At 37.3% G+C, this 14,818-nt stretch carries 10 protein-coding genes and 1 tRNA gene; 6 read left to right on the top strand and 5 right to left on the bottom strand.

The window, feature by feature from the left end:
• Positions 1–82: 82 nt before the first annotated feature.
• Positions 83–1,882, bottom strand: a complete 1,800-nt coding sequence (locus I215_RS01335) for a coiled-coil domain-containing protein (RefSeq protein WP_008990143.1) — start codon at positions 1,880–1,882, stop codon at positions 83–85.
• A gap of 486 nt (positions 1,883–2,368) precedes the next feature.
• Between I215_RS01335 and I215_RS01330 the strand changes: the two genes are divergently transcribed.
• Both I215_RS01330 and I215_RS01325 read left to right on the top strand, forming a co-directional pair.
• Entirely contained in the window at positions 2,369–5,368 is a 3,000-nt protein-coding gene (locus tag I215_RS01330) for a ligand-binding sensor domain-containing protein (RefSeq protein WP_162131548.1), read from the top strand.
• 31 nt (positions 5,369–5,399) lie between these two features.
• A complete protein-coding gene (locus I215_RS01325) occupies positions 5,400–5,999 on the top strand; it encodes a response regulator transcription factor (RefSeq protein WP_008990141.1) in 600 nt (199 codons plus the stop codon).
• Positions 6,000–6,270: 271 nt separating this feature from the next.
• Here the strand turns inward: I215_RS01325 and I215_RS16730 are convergent, their stop codons facing one another.
• From I215_RS16730 to mce, 3 genes are all read right to left on the bottom strand, one after another.
• Positions 6,271–6,558: an ISAon1 family transposase N-terminal region protein gene (locus I215_RS16730; RefSeq protein ID WP_449404096.1), complete on the bottom strand. Its 288-nt coding sequence runs from the start codon at positions 6,556–6,558 to the stop codon at positions 6,271–6,273.
• A 199-nt stretch (positions 6,559–6,757) separates the two neighbouring features.
• Positions 6,758–6,831 (bottom strand) — tRNA-Ile (locus I215_RS01320).
• A 65-nt stretch (positions 6,832–6,896) separates the two neighbouring features.
• Positions 6,897–7,310 (bottom strand): methylmalonyl-CoA epimerase, encoded by a 414-nt coding sequence (gene mce, locus I215_RS01315; protein ID WP_008990140.1) that lies wholly within the window; start codon positions 7,308–7,310, stop codon positions 6,897–6,899.
• A gap of 63 nt (positions 7,311–7,373) precedes the next feature.
• Here mce and rbfA point away from each other — a divergent pair, with 63 nt between their 5' ends.
• Complete coding sequence (rbfA, locus tag I215_RS01310) at positions 7,374–7,766, top strand: 30S ribosome-binding factor RbfA (RefSeq protein WP_008990139.1); 393 nt, start codon at positions 7,374–7,376, stop codon at positions 7,764–7,766.
• 4 nt (positions 7,767–7,770) lie between these two features.
• Positions 7,771–8,988 (top strand): ABC transporter permease, encoded by a 1,218-nt coding sequence (locus I215_RS01305; RefSeq protein WP_008990138.1) that lies wholly within the window; start codon positions 7,771–7,773, stop codon positions 8,986–8,988.
• Here I215_RS01305 and dusB read toward each other — a convergent pair.
• Positions 8,985–9,977 carry a tRNA dihydrouridine synthase DusB gene (gene dusB, locus I215_RS01300; protein ID WP_008990137.1) on the bottom strand — a complete coding sequence of 331 codons (993 nt, stop codon included), beginning with the start codon at positions 9,975–9,977 and terminating at the stop codon, positions 8,985–8,987. The genes I215_RS01305 and dusB overlap by 4 nt on opposite strands.
• Before the next feature lie 242 nt (positions 9,978–10,219).
• Between dusB and I215_RS01295 the strand changes: the two genes are divergently transcribed.
• Both I215_RS01295 and I215_RS01290 read left to right on the top strand, forming a co-directional pair.
• Positions 10,220–13,402 (top strand): SusC/RagA family TonB-linked outer membrane protein, encoded by a 3,183-nt coding sequence (locus tag I215_RS01295; protein WP_008990136.1) that lies wholly within the window; start codon positions 10,220–10,222, stop codon positions 13,400–13,402.
• 11 nt (positions 13,403–13,413) lie between these two features.
• Positions 13,414–14,802: a SusD/RagB family nutrient-binding outer membrane lipoprotein gene (locus I215_RS01290; protein ID WP_008990135.1), complete on the top strand. Its 1,389-nt coding sequence runs from the start codon at positions 13,414–13,416 to the stop codon at positions 14,800–14,802.
• The last annotated feature ends 16 nt before the right edge of the window (positions 14,803–14,818 follow it).

Below are 14,818 nucleotides of genomic sequence, written 5' to 3'. Positions count from 1 at the left end.
ATTAAAATTTATAATTAAATAGTTGATAAAGAAGGCTACAGTTTAATAAGCACGGTAGCCCACTTTACAATACCCGATCACATTATTCAGCTAATGCTTGAGAAAGTAAATCTTCATAATGAGAAACAATTCCAGCTTGTCCTTCAATTCGAACATCAATTGACGCTATTTCATTTGTTAAAGAATCTATTTCTTGTTGTAAGTCCTCAACATTAATAACAATATTGTTTTCAATTGACTTGATATGCGATTGTAAATCCTCTATATCCAACTTGGATTTAGCAATTAGCTCTTCTTGATGTTTAACCATACTGTTATGGTAATCATTACTGGAGTCAACACTATTATAGAAAGTAATTAAACTTTGATTACTAGATTTCAAATTCGACAATGTATTAACTTGGTCATTTATTGAATTCATTGCGCTCATTACCGGTTGAACCTTACTATATAACGCTTCGTATTCAGAAACAATCTGATCATAGGTCTCCTTATGCTCAGCAACGAAGTTTTGTCCATTTTCAAGATCACTAGATAATCGCACAATATCCAATTCACCATCTCTTATAAATGTTTGCAAATTATCTATTACATTTAAATGATTGTCAATCTGAGATTCAAGAGTTGAAATGGTCATTTCTTCAGGTTGAACAACACTATTGTAATAATTGTTCTCCAAGTTTTGAGCATCACCTAATGCGGTAAATGCATCTGAAAGAGCAGTTTGGGCATCCGTTAAAACGGTTCCCGCGTCAGTGACTGCTAGGTCTAAATCACTAATTACCGTGGCATCGGTTCCTGTGTATTCATTTCTTTCAGCAACTGCCATGTTAACATTCAATTCAGCATCCTTTACGGCATTTTGTAGCCCTGGAATAACAGCTTGAGCGGCAGTAGTTGCCTCAACCCTAGCATTATATTCTGCACTTGCAGCATCTAACCTTGCTTGGGCTTGTGCGAGCTGAGTATTTTTTAATTCTAAATCACTTTGTTGTTGAATTAGGTCTGAGTTGTATACTTCAAGAGTTGTGTTTAAACTCTCTATGTTAGCTTGATAACCTTCAATAGAATTTAAGGCATTTTCATAATTAAATTTTAAATCTGAAAGATCTGAGAGTTGACCAAACAAATCAGAATACCCTTTCACGCTTTCTTGCATGAGTATCTGCAAACTATCGATCTTCTGTGTTAATGAGCTATTATCCGATTGTAACATGCTAAGTTTCTCGGAGACATCTTGTTTGCCCTGTCCATTTTCCTTAAGCAGGATTAAATTAGCTTCAAGATCTGCATGAGCGAGTTGACTTGTTTCTAAACTAGTCTGCATACTTATCAAGTCGCTTTCATTCGAATAATCCACCCCAAATTCAAGGTTGAATTTTGCTAAACTTAATTTTTTAACGGCTGCATTTCTCTCGTCCATCAATTGGTCAAGGTTATTTTGCTCTGTAGTTAGCTTGGACAACAAAGTGCGAACCTCTTCTGCTTGCATCTCAGCTACACTTTCTTGCATAGTGTTCATAGCCTGATCTAATGCTAGTTGGGCATTTACTCTTGCTGTTTCAGCTGCAATCATTTGTGCTTGAATTTCAGCAATGGAAAGTTCCGATTCTGCCTGTGCTGTCGCATTTTCTATGGCCAGAAAAGCATTTTCAAGTTTAATTTGCTCGGCTTGAGCAATCTCAACTTCCGCCTGGGCATTAAGTAACGCTGCCTGTGCAGCTGCAACTTGCGCATTAGCGTTTAAATTTGCTGCCTCTGCCTGTCTAATGGCAGAAACATCTTCGGATGGTGTGTCATCTGTTGAACACGATGATAGTATCAATGTTCCCATTAAGGCGAACAGATACGTTTTTCTAAGACTTAAATTAAAATTTTTCATAGGTATTGATTTAAATTTCTTAACTCTACAAAATGAGTGCATTATTCCATAGCATACAATACCTATTTATGAGTATATTTTAGCAAAAACCCCTAATTCCTGTAGTTTCAAGAGTCCTAATTAGGGCTATTGACCTTAAATATGATTCTTTTTTATCCTTTTTTTACCTTACTCTCTATAAGTCGAAGGTTCGACTGATTTTTTATCTATAAGTAGTATTAAAAATAATTAAATAGAATCTTAATTTCATCCATAACTTATTATTATTAAAGATATTATAATCATTTCAGGAAACGTATTAATGATAGTACAAACCATTAAAAAGCTTAAGTATCAAGCCAAATATTTTTAAACTTGGGTAGATGTTATCTACCCATTTATGGGTATATTCTCAAGTTTCTTTTGTAATACCGTCATTTAAGCGTAATTTCCACAATCCTTAAGCATATGTTAAAGTGCCTATTACTATATACTACACTCCTTTTTGTGCTTTTCTTTGAAGTTAAAGCACAGGAGCTCCCATTGGACACAATCAAGGTAAGGGAAATTTCACAAAAACAAGGTCTCTCACAACTCAACGCACTTTCACTAGAATTTGACAACCTAGGATATTTATGGATTGCTACCGAAAATGGCTTAAACCGTTACAATGGAGATCGAATGAAAGTCTTCAAGACTAGCAATGAACCAGGAAGCCTGCTTGATGATCATATAAGAGATTTATATCAAAGCAATGATACCTTATGGTTAGCTACTAACACCAATTCCATTTGTGCATACATCCTAAACGAAGACCAGTTTATAAGTTTCAATGACAAGCTAGATTTCGACAAGTTTCCATCACTAAAGTTCGCTTATAATATTACCCCTATAAATGAGCGTTATTTGCTCGCCGGGACCATTAATTATTGCGTTCTAATTGATCGAAAAACATTATCATTCAAAAAGTTTTCTATCACCGATGAAATGGACAATGAATACATCACCTCCATAGTTCCGTTTAAGAAGAATTCATTTCTGCTCTCGACAAATTATAAAGATTGTTTTGTATTCGATTATAAAAAACAAAAACTCCAACCACTTCATGCTACGCAGAGTAAATCAGTTAATCTAGTATTAAAATGGGGGAAAGATCGTATTCTATTTGCAACTACATCAGGTTTATATGTGTACAATACGACTGATAACCAACTTAAACCCATTAACACTCCCTTTCAAAAAGGCGAAATTACAGGTCTTTTTATTTGGTATGACAATCAAGTTTTAATCAGTGCAGCAAACCATAATTATCTCCTTGACGATTCCTATCAGTGTCGAGAAATTACATTCTTAGGTGAAAAGGAAAAAACGATATACACCACCATCCGTAGTGTAGAAAAAGATATCCAAGGAGGAGTCTGGCTAGGAAGTGAAGGAAGAGGAGTGTTGTATTATCATCCTAAACAGCAAAAATTCACAACACTTAGAATAAAGGTGGACAATGCTCCTAAAGAAGATTTTATAAGTATTTTCAACTTCTTAAAGGAGAAGGATACCTTATGGATGGCTACAGAATTTGGGATAGTGCGCTATCTTATAAACCAGGATAAGTACAAATTATACCTGACCAATAACTTAGATTATACTCTGGCAAAGGATCATTCAGGCACCCTGTGGGCTGGGGGTTTTGGTGATGGATTATTAAAATACAACCGCGAAAATGATTCCTTTGATCCTGTGTTGTTACCCATTACCGACAACGAAGTTATACACATTACACCAATTTCTAAAGACTCCATTTGGGTACATACATGGTCTGATGGCATTTATTCTTTAAACATTAACGACTATAAAATAAAGCAGAAAACCATTAATGGAAAATCATTGATCCGTTCAAGAAATAGTTATATTGACTCCTCTGGTTCTATCTGGCTTGCAAGTGATAATGGCCTTTATCAAATCCAGGATCATAAAACCACCTATTATGGTTCACTTTCCAATGAAAGGGTATTTTCCATAACAGAGGATTTAAAAAATAATATTTGGGCAGGAACAGCAAAAGGCCTTAATAAAATTAATGTAGCAACTGGTGAGGTTGACCATTTTACCCAGCAAGAAGGACTGCCAAACGACTTTATTTACGGGGTTGAAGCCGACCATAAAGGAAATATATGGGTAAGTACTAATTTCGGGGTATCGCAGTTTAATCCAGACACAGAAACATTCACTAATTACACAGAACAAGACGGACTGCAAAACAATGAGTTCAATGGTAAAGCCTCTTATAAGGATGATTCGGGTCGCCTTTATTTTGGAGGAATGAATGGTTTTAACATTATAAATGTCGATAGTATCCCTATAAATAAAATACCAGGGAACACGGTACTTGAAGACATTCAGTTGTTTGGTAAATCCATTCAAAAAAACATTGTGTACTCAAAAGAGCTCAGGCTTTCTCACGAGCAAAATGTAATTACATTTAATTATACGAATCTGAATTATCTATGGCCTGAGAAGAATCTATTTCGTTTTAAACTAGAGGGGTTTGACAAACAGTGGAGACCTGTTACAAAGGAACGCTCATCTACCTATACAAACTTAAACCCAGGCGTGTATACTTTCAAAGTACAAGGCAGTAACAATGAGTTAATATGGGGGGATATTGAAAGTTTTAAAATCATTATTAATTCACCGTGGTATCAAAAGCTTTGGTTTAAAATTCTACTAACTCTCTTTCTAGTGATGGCTGTTAGTGGGTTTGTAATGTACCGGCATTGGAAAGAAAGAGAATTAAATAAGAAGCTCTCCAAAAGGGTAAAGGATCGTACTTATTCTTTACTGGAATCAAACCTAGCGCTTCAAACGACTCTTGAAATCACCAAAAAGCAAAAGGAAAACATCTCTTATTTGATGCGTGAGTTGAATCACAGGGTTAAAAATAATCTTCAACTCATGACTAGCCTTATCGATTTTCAAAACGTGACCTCTAAAAGCCCAGAACACCGCCAACAGTTGAAACAACTGCAGTCACGAATATTTACCATCGCAAAAATTCACGATTCCCTCAATCAACAGGATTTAAATACAGAACAGATTCGTCTGGATAAATTTATACATCAACTAGCCCTAGATATTATATCGTTTTCAGGCTCCATTATCAAATTAGAGACGAATTTATCCTCCTTAATAGTACCCAACGATCATCTAACCTATATTGGGCTTATATTAAATGAGCTCATAACCAATTCCATAAAACATGCCTTCGATAAAGAACACCCAAATCCTCAAGTGTCGATCTTTTTACAAAAAACTGATCAAGACGTGATCCTTGAGTACTCTGACAACGGAAAAGGTTTTACAGACTTTAACCCTCATGCTAGCGAAACAATGGGAATCAGTCTAATTCAATTGTTGACTGAAGAACTAGAAATGGATCTGGAAATTAAAAGTGATAAGGGTTGTTGCTTTAGGTTCATTAAAAAGGTGGTTAACTCTGCCAACAATTAATAGCCAAATAAACGAGTATAAAAAAAACACAATGAAAAACAAAGTTCTTGTATTAGAGGATGACATTGTCATCGCAAAAAGTATTCAAATTGGGCTAATTAGTAGTGGTTTTGACCCCCATATTGCTACTCGCTTTAATTCGGCAATTCGCTTATTTGAACAACATGATTTCGATGCTGCTATTTGTGATATCAACCTTAAGCAAACTAGTGACGGTATAGACTTTGTCACAGAGATCATAAAAGGAAAAATTCCAGTAATTTTTCTAACGGCTTATAGTGATCTAAATACCATTAAAAGGGTAGAGCCTATTTGCCCCTATGCGTTTCTTACCAAACCCTTTAATAATAACCAGCTCATTCTTACTCTCAAATTGGCTTTAAAGAATTCTACTAGAACTGGTTTAATTCCTACAGAGGATATACAAAATGCATTTACATTTAAAATGACAAAAAGAGAGCTGGAAATTATCGAGCAAATGTCACTAGGGAAAACCACCAAAGAAATTGCCGATAACTTAAACATTAGTCCCTTAACAGTCTCTACTCACAGAAAGAATATACTTGGAAAAACTAGTGCAAAAAACTCCATAGAACTTATTGCCATCGCTAAACAAAAGCAGTGGATGTAAATCAAAATATGCCATACTTTTGAAACTACAACTAAAAACCTATCTATTAATATTGACCTACCGCAAAGACCTCCTCTTGAAAAACAGCTTTTAAAAGGCTGTTTCATCAATAGATAAATAAGCACCTATGTTTTCAGGGAAAAGAAGCCTTTCTTTAGCATGTTTTTTTTGTTCCCATTCCTTAAAGTCACTTAGATAGTCTTTGTACTGGCGCTGGAGTTTCTTACCATCAACTCCATAAAAAGAACCTATAGTATGACAGTCTGAAGCCTTAGTATTGACTAATTTCTTTTAAAAAATCAGCAAACTCGGTGGTCATCTGGGTTCCGCGAGAAACTAAATTCCAATTACGTTGAACAACTGTCCTGTTTTGCTTATTCAGCCAACGCCGACGTTTAATGTGAAGAAACACACTTTTTCCACGGATAGGGAAGCCCTGAATAGTAATTTCCTTATGAAACCCATGAGCTATAATTGAGTCAGAAGTAAACTCTGGAGGTCTCTCTGATTTCTCCTCAAAGTGGATATGTAATGCATCATCTTCTGTATGATACCTTATAACGTTAAAATGATTTTAGTAATTCTATATGGGTCTCCAAGGATTCTTATTTTGAAGACAAAAGTCGAAATAATATTTTAATATAAACACAACTTTTGTGATTGATCCGTTTTACGTCGAAATACACAAAGAAAATTGATGTAGTACTTATTCGAAAAAAAAGCCACTCAACAATTTGAATGGCTTTCTAATACTATTGTGGTCCCACCTGGGCTCGAACCAGGGACCCCTTGATTATGAGTCAAGTGCTCTAACCAGCTGAGCTATAGGACCGCGAATTTGCGGATGCAATATTAGCACTTTTTTTTAAGCACTGCAAGGGATTTTTCGCTTTTGTTTTAAGGGGTTTCTTTTTCTATTTCTTGGCATAATTCAATAAGCACTCCATTTGTACTCTTAGGATGAAGGAAAACAACCCATTTATTATCTGCTCCTTTTTGTGGAGTTTCATTCAAGACCACGAATCCTTCTGATTTTAAACGTTTGATCTCTGACTGAATATCCGTAACATCAAAGGCCACATGATGAATTCCTTCTCCTCGCTTTTCTATGAACTTTGCAATTGGACTCTCTTCAGATGTCGCCTCTAAAAGCTCAATTTTACTATTTCCAGTATTAAAAAAAGATGTTTTCACCCCTTCTCTATCTACATGTTCGGTCTTATATGGCGCTACTCCAAGTAGTTTTTCAAAGATAACATTAGAAGCCTCTAGGTCCTTTACAGCAATACCGAGATGTTCGATTTTATTCATGACTCGTCTTTTGTTCAAAAATAATACTTTAAATTGTAACCATTATTCTTGTACTTTTGCACTATGGAAACAAATAGACAGAAAAAGATTGGTGGTGTATTGCAGAAAGATCTAGCAGAGATCCTTCAAAGAGCAGCAAAGGACGGAAATATGAGTGGCACTTTAATTAGCGTTACCAAGGTACATGTAACTTCTGACTTATCAGTAGCAAAAGTTTTTGTCAGCATTTTTCCTCATAAAAATGCGCAAGAGCTCATAGAAGGGATTCGTTCCAACCAGCCTCTAATCAAACACGAGCTATCACAGCGAACTAAAAATCAACTAAGGAGGGTGCCTGATTTAAGTTTCTATATTGATGACTCCCTTGAATATATTGATAAGATAGATCAATCCTTAAAGAGAAGCGATAATCCTATTGAAAATCCTGATTTACTAGACAAAAGAAAGAAGTCATAAACTTTTGAACATAGCCCTCTACATAGCAAAACGTTACCTGGTTTCAAAAAGTAGTCAAAATGCGGTTAACATCATTAATTTTGTCAGCTTTTTGGTCATTGTTATAGGCGCCGCTTCACTTTTCATTGTACTTTCTGCTTTTGCAGGACTGAAAACCCTTAGTCTGTCCTTTTCAAATTTCTCGGATCCAGATCTGATGGCCGTTTCACAAACTGGTAAATATTTCAGGTTAACAGACAAGGATGTTCAAAATTTGGATTCCCTTGAAGGACTTTACGCGTATTCTTCGGAAGTTGAGGAACGTATCTTTTTAACTCATAAACAGAAAAACTTTATCGCCTATATCAAAGCTGTTGACAGTAATTATACACGGGTGATCGATGTGGATAGTATGATGTACTACGGGAGTTGGATAAGTAATAATCCCTACCAGGTTGTTACAGGGGCTGGTATTGCCAATGCACTTGGACTTGGCATCAATGTTTATAGAAATCCCTTAAAAATACTTGCTCCTAAGCCAGGCGAGGGAAGTATTACCTCAGCAGTGGGCAGTGCATCTCGTCCTTATAATGATTTGTCTGTTACAGTCTCAGGAGTCTATGCTATAGAAGATAATTTGGATAAAAAATATGTCTTTGCCAAACTCTCCACAATCCAACCGCTACTGGAAAAGGATGTTGATCAAATTACTGGCATTAACTTTAGATTAGCCCCAGGGGCAGATCTAAATAGCGTATCAGCTAGCATTAAAGATGTTCTTGGTGATAAGGTTGCTCTTAAAACAAGAGCTCAACTCAACGATTCACTATACAAAATGCTCAATATGGAAAATCTAGTGATATATCTAATTTTTACCTTAGTACTAATCATCGCTCTTTTTAATGTGGTAGGGGCAATTATCATGATGATCCTAGATAAAAGAGGCAACATTTCCACCCTTTTTAGTATGGGAGTGTCTATTAAAAAATTAAGAGAAACCTATTTCTTGCAAGGACTTTTAGTTACCTCTGTTGGAGGACTTATTGGTATAATACTTGCCTCGTTTATGGTCTGGACCCAACTACAGTTTCAGTGGATTAAATTAACTCCGACACTGGCCTACCCTGTAGAATTTCAGATCGGTAACCTCGTCATTGTTTTTGTAACGATTTTTGTACTAGGGTTTATAGCCTCTAAAATTGCAGCTAGTAGAATTACTAAAAAGTTGATTGAATTTAACTAGACAAACTGAAAATCTGAAAACTTCTCTTCTACCTCAGCAAGGGCAGCAAAAACATCCTCAGAATGATCACTAGTTACCATTTTCATTCGGTACTCCTTAAAGTGAGGAATTCCTTTGAAATAATTCGTATAATGCCTTCTGGTCTCAAAAACACCTAATTTTTCTCCCTTCCAATCAATGGACATCTGCAGGTGTCTTCTAGCAGCCTCAACACGTTCTAAAATCGTAGGTGGGGCCAAATGTTCACCAGTTTTAAAATAATGCTTAACCTCTCTAAAAAACCAAGGATATCCAATACTTGCTCTTCCTATCATAGCACCATCTAAACCATATTGGTCGCGCATTTTAACTGCCATTTCAGGGGTGTCCACGTCTCCATTTCCAAAGACAGGAATATACATTCTAGGATTGTTCTTTACCTGGGCTATTGGTTCCCAATTGGCATGTCCTTTATACATCTGAACACGAGTTCGTCCATGAATAGAGATTGCCTGTATTCCAACGTCTTGCAACCGTTCAGCAACTTCCACAATTTTTATAGAATCACTATCCCAGCCCAGTCGAGTTTTTACAGTAATTGGGAGATTGGTTCGCTTTACCATTTCCTCGGTCAGCTTTACCATTAATGGAATATCCCTTAAAATACCTGCTCCGGCATTTTTACAAACCACCTTTTTAACAGGACAACCAAAGTTGATATCGATGATATCTGGATTCGATTTTTCAACAATCTCCACAGCTTGGAGCATAGAATCTAGTTCCGCCCCAAAAATCTGAATTCCTACTGGGCGTTCCTTTTCGTAAATATCTAACTTGATTACACTTTTTGCAGCGTCACGTATCAACCCTTCAGAAGAAATAAACTCCGTATATACCACATCAGCGCCTTGTTCTTTACACAAGGCTCTAAAAGGAGGATCACTAACATCCTCCATGGGTGCTAGTAACAAAGGGAAGTCTCCTACATCTATCGATCCAATTTTGGCCACGTCTTATAATTTTAGCGCTACAAAGGTACGGATTTCTAAAATTGTGAAAAATTATAACATATGCAGAATTTCAGGCATATGTTATGCGTCTTTTATGCATTTTTATATATTCGTGAATTGTTGATATAAATTATAGTTTTGTCGATAATTCCGAACATATTGTCGTATTTTGTGTTAGTTTTATCACAACTTACTACGTAAAAACTATTTAATTTAACGTTTTAACCACCAAAATCAATCACATGAAATGCAAAATTACAGTACTAATGTTGCTGTTATGCTTCCAGTATTGGACGCTATCTGCCCAAGAAAAATTTATTTCTGGGACAGTGACAATCGAAAGTGACTCAATGCCACTTCCAGGGGTAACCATACTAGTGAAAGGGACCCAAAATGGAACCTCAACCGATATGGATGGCCATTATTCGATACGAGCCGACCAAGGAGACATTCTTGTGTTTTCATTCATCGGATTTATAACTCAAGAAATTCAAGTATCACAGCAAGAAGTTCTCCATGTAGCCTTACGTGAGAGTATGCAAGGCTTAGAAGAGGTTGTTATCACCGCCTTAGGAATTACTAGGGATAAAAAATCCTTAGGGTATGCAACCCAGGAGGTAGATGGTGAAGCATTTAGTTTAACCAACCAGCAAAATGTTCTAGGATCGCTTTCTGGAAGAGTGGCTGGAGTCCAAGTTATGGGATCCTCAGGGGCGAGTATGGGAGGAACTCAAAAAATAAAAATTAGAGGAGTAAATTCCATTGGTGGAGGCGATCAGCCCTTAATTGTGGTAGATGGAACACCGATTTCAAACGCCAATTTCTCTGGTAGCGATCAGGCAGATTACGGTAACCTAGCACAGGATGTAAATCCAAATAATATTGCATCGGTAAACGTTCTAAAAGGTCCTGCTGCATCCGCTCTTTACGGGATACGTGGTCAATATGGAGTGATTATGATTACCACCAAAAAAGGTCAAAAAGGCCCTAAAAAAGTAAATGTAGATTTCTCCTCTACCTTCTCTGTAGAATCCGCTTACGATTTTATCGAACTACAAAATTTATATGGAGGTGGATCAAGTCAAACTTTTAGAACCATAGATAATGGTCAGCCTTATGTTGATATGAGTGTGGATGAAAGCTGGGGTCCAAGAATGGATGGAACACCAGTAAGACAGGTATTTAGTTTTTACCCTCAAGATGCAGAGTATGGAAAATTGACACCTTTTCTACCCCACTCAAATAATATAAAAGACTTCTATAATACTGGAACAACTTTCAGCAATAACATCAGCGTTTCTGGAGGCAATGAAAATACTGCTTATAGGCTAAGTGCAAACAACACAAAAGTTGAGGGCGTAGTTCCCAACAGCCAATTGGACAGAACCAATGTCAGCTTAAGTGCAAGTTTGGACCTGAGTGAAAAGTTAAGTGTATTATCAAACATTAATTATGCAACCAACAGTGGTCGACGTCCATCACAGGGCTCGGAATATGGTGGAAGTTTTATGGTCCAATGGTTTCAGCGTAACTTGGATATGAACCGACTCCGAAATTATAAATACGATGACGGCACCTACCTTCATTGGAACCTAGGGAGGCCTAATTCCTCAACAGGAGAAATTACAGATTATGAACCCCTTTACTGGAACAACCCGTATTTTGAAGCCTTTGAAAACACCAGTGAGGATAAAAGAGATCGATTCTTTGGCGATGTAGGATTACGGTATAAGATTTTACCTGAGTTAGAGGTGAGCGCCTTTATTCGTGCTGATATGTTTACCCAAAACATTCAAAGTCGACAGGCCTTTGGAGGAACAAGACTACCTTCCTTTTCTATTGGAAAATACCAGAACAAAGAATTTAACTATGAAGTATTAGCGCAATACAAAAAATCTTGGGATAACTTTTCTTTAGACGCCTCCGTTGGAGGTAATATATACGATCGAGAGTACACGTATTTATACCAGGCTACCGTAGGAGGGCTTTCATCTCCAGGATTCTACAACATCGAAGCTTCTATCGACCGTCCTGATGTTGCCTCTTATCTGTTGGAAAAACAAATTCGGAGTTTCTACAGTTTAGTATCAGTAGGATATAAAGGAATCTATTACATTGATGCCTCCATTAGAAATGATAATTCATCTACGCTTCCTGAGGATAATAATTCATACTGGTATCCTTCGGTTTCTACCAGCGTCGTTTTCAGTGAACTTTTAAATTGGGAACCTTTATCGTTTGGTAAAATACGCGCCAGTTATGCCCAAGCAGGTTCTGATTTATCACCTTATCAAACCAGCAAATATTATGGCGTGGGCACCGTATATCAAGGTACAAATACTATGTATGTTCCTGATAATTTGAACAACCCAGACATTGAGCCTTCATTCTCAAACTCTTTTGAGGCTGGTTTGGAACTAGATTTCTTTAATAATCGCTTAGGACTTGATTTTACATATTATCAACAGAAAAATAAAAATCAAATTTTAAATCTTGATATATCAGCAACCAGTGGGTATAGCTCTACAGTCATTAATGCTGGTCTGATTGAAAATGACGGATTTGAACTTTCTTTAAATGCAACTCCCGTTCAAAACGACACCTTTTCTTGGGACATGACTTTTAATATCAACAAAAACAATAGTGAGGTGGTATCCTTAGCCCCTGGTATTGATGTCTACACCTACGGATCGACCACCTATTCGAGTGTGACAAGCTATTTAAATTCATACGAAGGCAAACCTTTTGGTAGTCTAGTGGGACAGGCATATCAGCGCGACCCAGCTACAGGTCAAATTCTTCTTGGTGACAACAACATGCCTTTGTACACGGATGCTACACACGATTTCGGAACTGTACTTCCAGATTTTAATGGCGGTTTCCAGAACAACTTTCGTATAGGACAATTCAATATTGCCGCTATGGTTGACTTCCAAGGGGGCGGTCAGTTTTTTAGCCGATCTAAGATGCTCTCTGTGAGGACTGGACAAGATATTCTAACGGTAGCCACCAACGAAAATGGCATGAATGTACGTGATCCATTAGAAGAAGGCGGTGGTGTACAAGTTCACGGTATATCAGCCTCCACTGGAGAGCAAGTAAGTGCATTTGTGGATGCTCGAACTTATTACAGAAACGAAGTTGGGCGTAGAATTTATGAAGAATGGCTTTATGATGCTTCTTATGTGAAGCTTAGCGAGCTTAGAGTCCAATATAATTTAGGACAGGACATCATGAGTCACCTTCCTTTTGAAACCATGAGTTTTGCTCTGATCGCTAGAAATCCTGTGATGATCTGGCAGGAAGCTCCAAAGGGAATTAACCCGTCCGAAATTTCCACTGGGGCGCAATCCATAAGTTGGTATGAATCTGGGCAATTGCCCTCGGTACGTTCTATTGGATTAAATCTAAACGTCACATTTTAAACTATCTGATCATGAAAAAAACACATATAAGTATCATACTATTCACCCTGCTCATAACAGCGTGTAATAAATTTGATGAGGATATTAATATCACCACCAATGAACCTAGTCAGGCCTCAGGTATGCAATTAATCGCTCAGGCGCAGTTATCACTACCAGGCTTAAGCTCTTCACCACAAGGTGAGTTTATGGCACAGTACCTGGCAGAAACCCAGTATGTAGGCGTCTCATTATATCCAGAAGAAAGCACAAGTTTTTACCCTTGGTATCAAGGTCCCCTAGCGGATCTCCAGGCAGTATTAACATCTGAAGATTTAAATGCCAATGAAGGACCTATTGCAAATCAAATGGCTGTCGCCATGATTTTAAAGTCCTATTACTTTTGGAATCTTACAGATCGTTGGGGGGACATTCCCTACACAGAGGCCTTAAAGGGAAATGAGAATTTCACGCCAGTATACGACACTCAAGAAAGTATTTATTTGGATCTATTTGAGCAACTAAAACAAGCGACTCAAATGATGGTAAGTGGAGATCTATCCAATGATATCATCTATGGTGGTAACATTTCCAAATGGGAAAAGTTTGCCAACTCGACTAGATTATTAATGGCCCTAAGACTCTCAGAAGTAAATCCTGCACTTGCCCAATCAGAATTCAATAGTGCATTAAACGATGGGGTCTTTACCTCTAATGATGACAATTTTGTCTTTCATCATTTAGCTGAGGCCAACAATGAAAATTATTGGTACGATCAAGTGGTTAATCGAAACCGAGAATGGTGGGCACTTACAGAGGGCCTCGTAAGTATTATGAAACCCGTCGATGACCCGCGGTTAGAGATATTTGGAAATCCGAACAGAACTCAAGGACAGTACATAGGTTTAACCTTTGGAGAAGAAGATCAAATCGGAACAGAAGAATATTCCTTGCTTGGTGATGCATTATACGCTCAAGACGCCTCTATACACTTAATGACATATGCCCAAATTTCTTTTGCTTTAGCTGAAGCTGCCCACTATGGATGGATATCTGGAGATGCTGAGCTTTACTATAATCAAGCGATAGAAAGTTCATTAGAACAATGGACAGGTAGCAGTGCTGCAGCGCAAAGTTTTTTAGCCCAGCCAGATATCGCATTTAATCAAGGGAACGCTTTAGAGCAAATTGCAACACAGCGTTGGGTGCATTTGTTTATGTTTGGATATGAAGCATGGTCTGAATGGCGAAGAACCGGATACCCAAGCAACCTTGTTCAACCCAACGGAGTAGCGGTTCCTACTCGTTTGGCTTATCCTGATAACGAAGTATTTAACAATGAAGAAAATTATAAACAAGCTGTTGATCGTCAATTTGGCGGTGAAGATCCTATACATGGAACCCTTTGGTGGGATCAGTAAAAACACTTCTTATTTT

Source organism: Galbibacter marinus, assembly GCF_000300875.1.
In the GTDB taxonomy this organism is placed as follows: domain Bacteria; phylum Bacteroidota; class Bacteroidia; order Flavobacteriales; family Flavobacteriaceae; genus Galbibacter; species Galbibacter marinus.
Note: the sequence above shows the minus strand (reverse complement) of the source record. Positions and strands in the feature narration are given on the sequence as shown.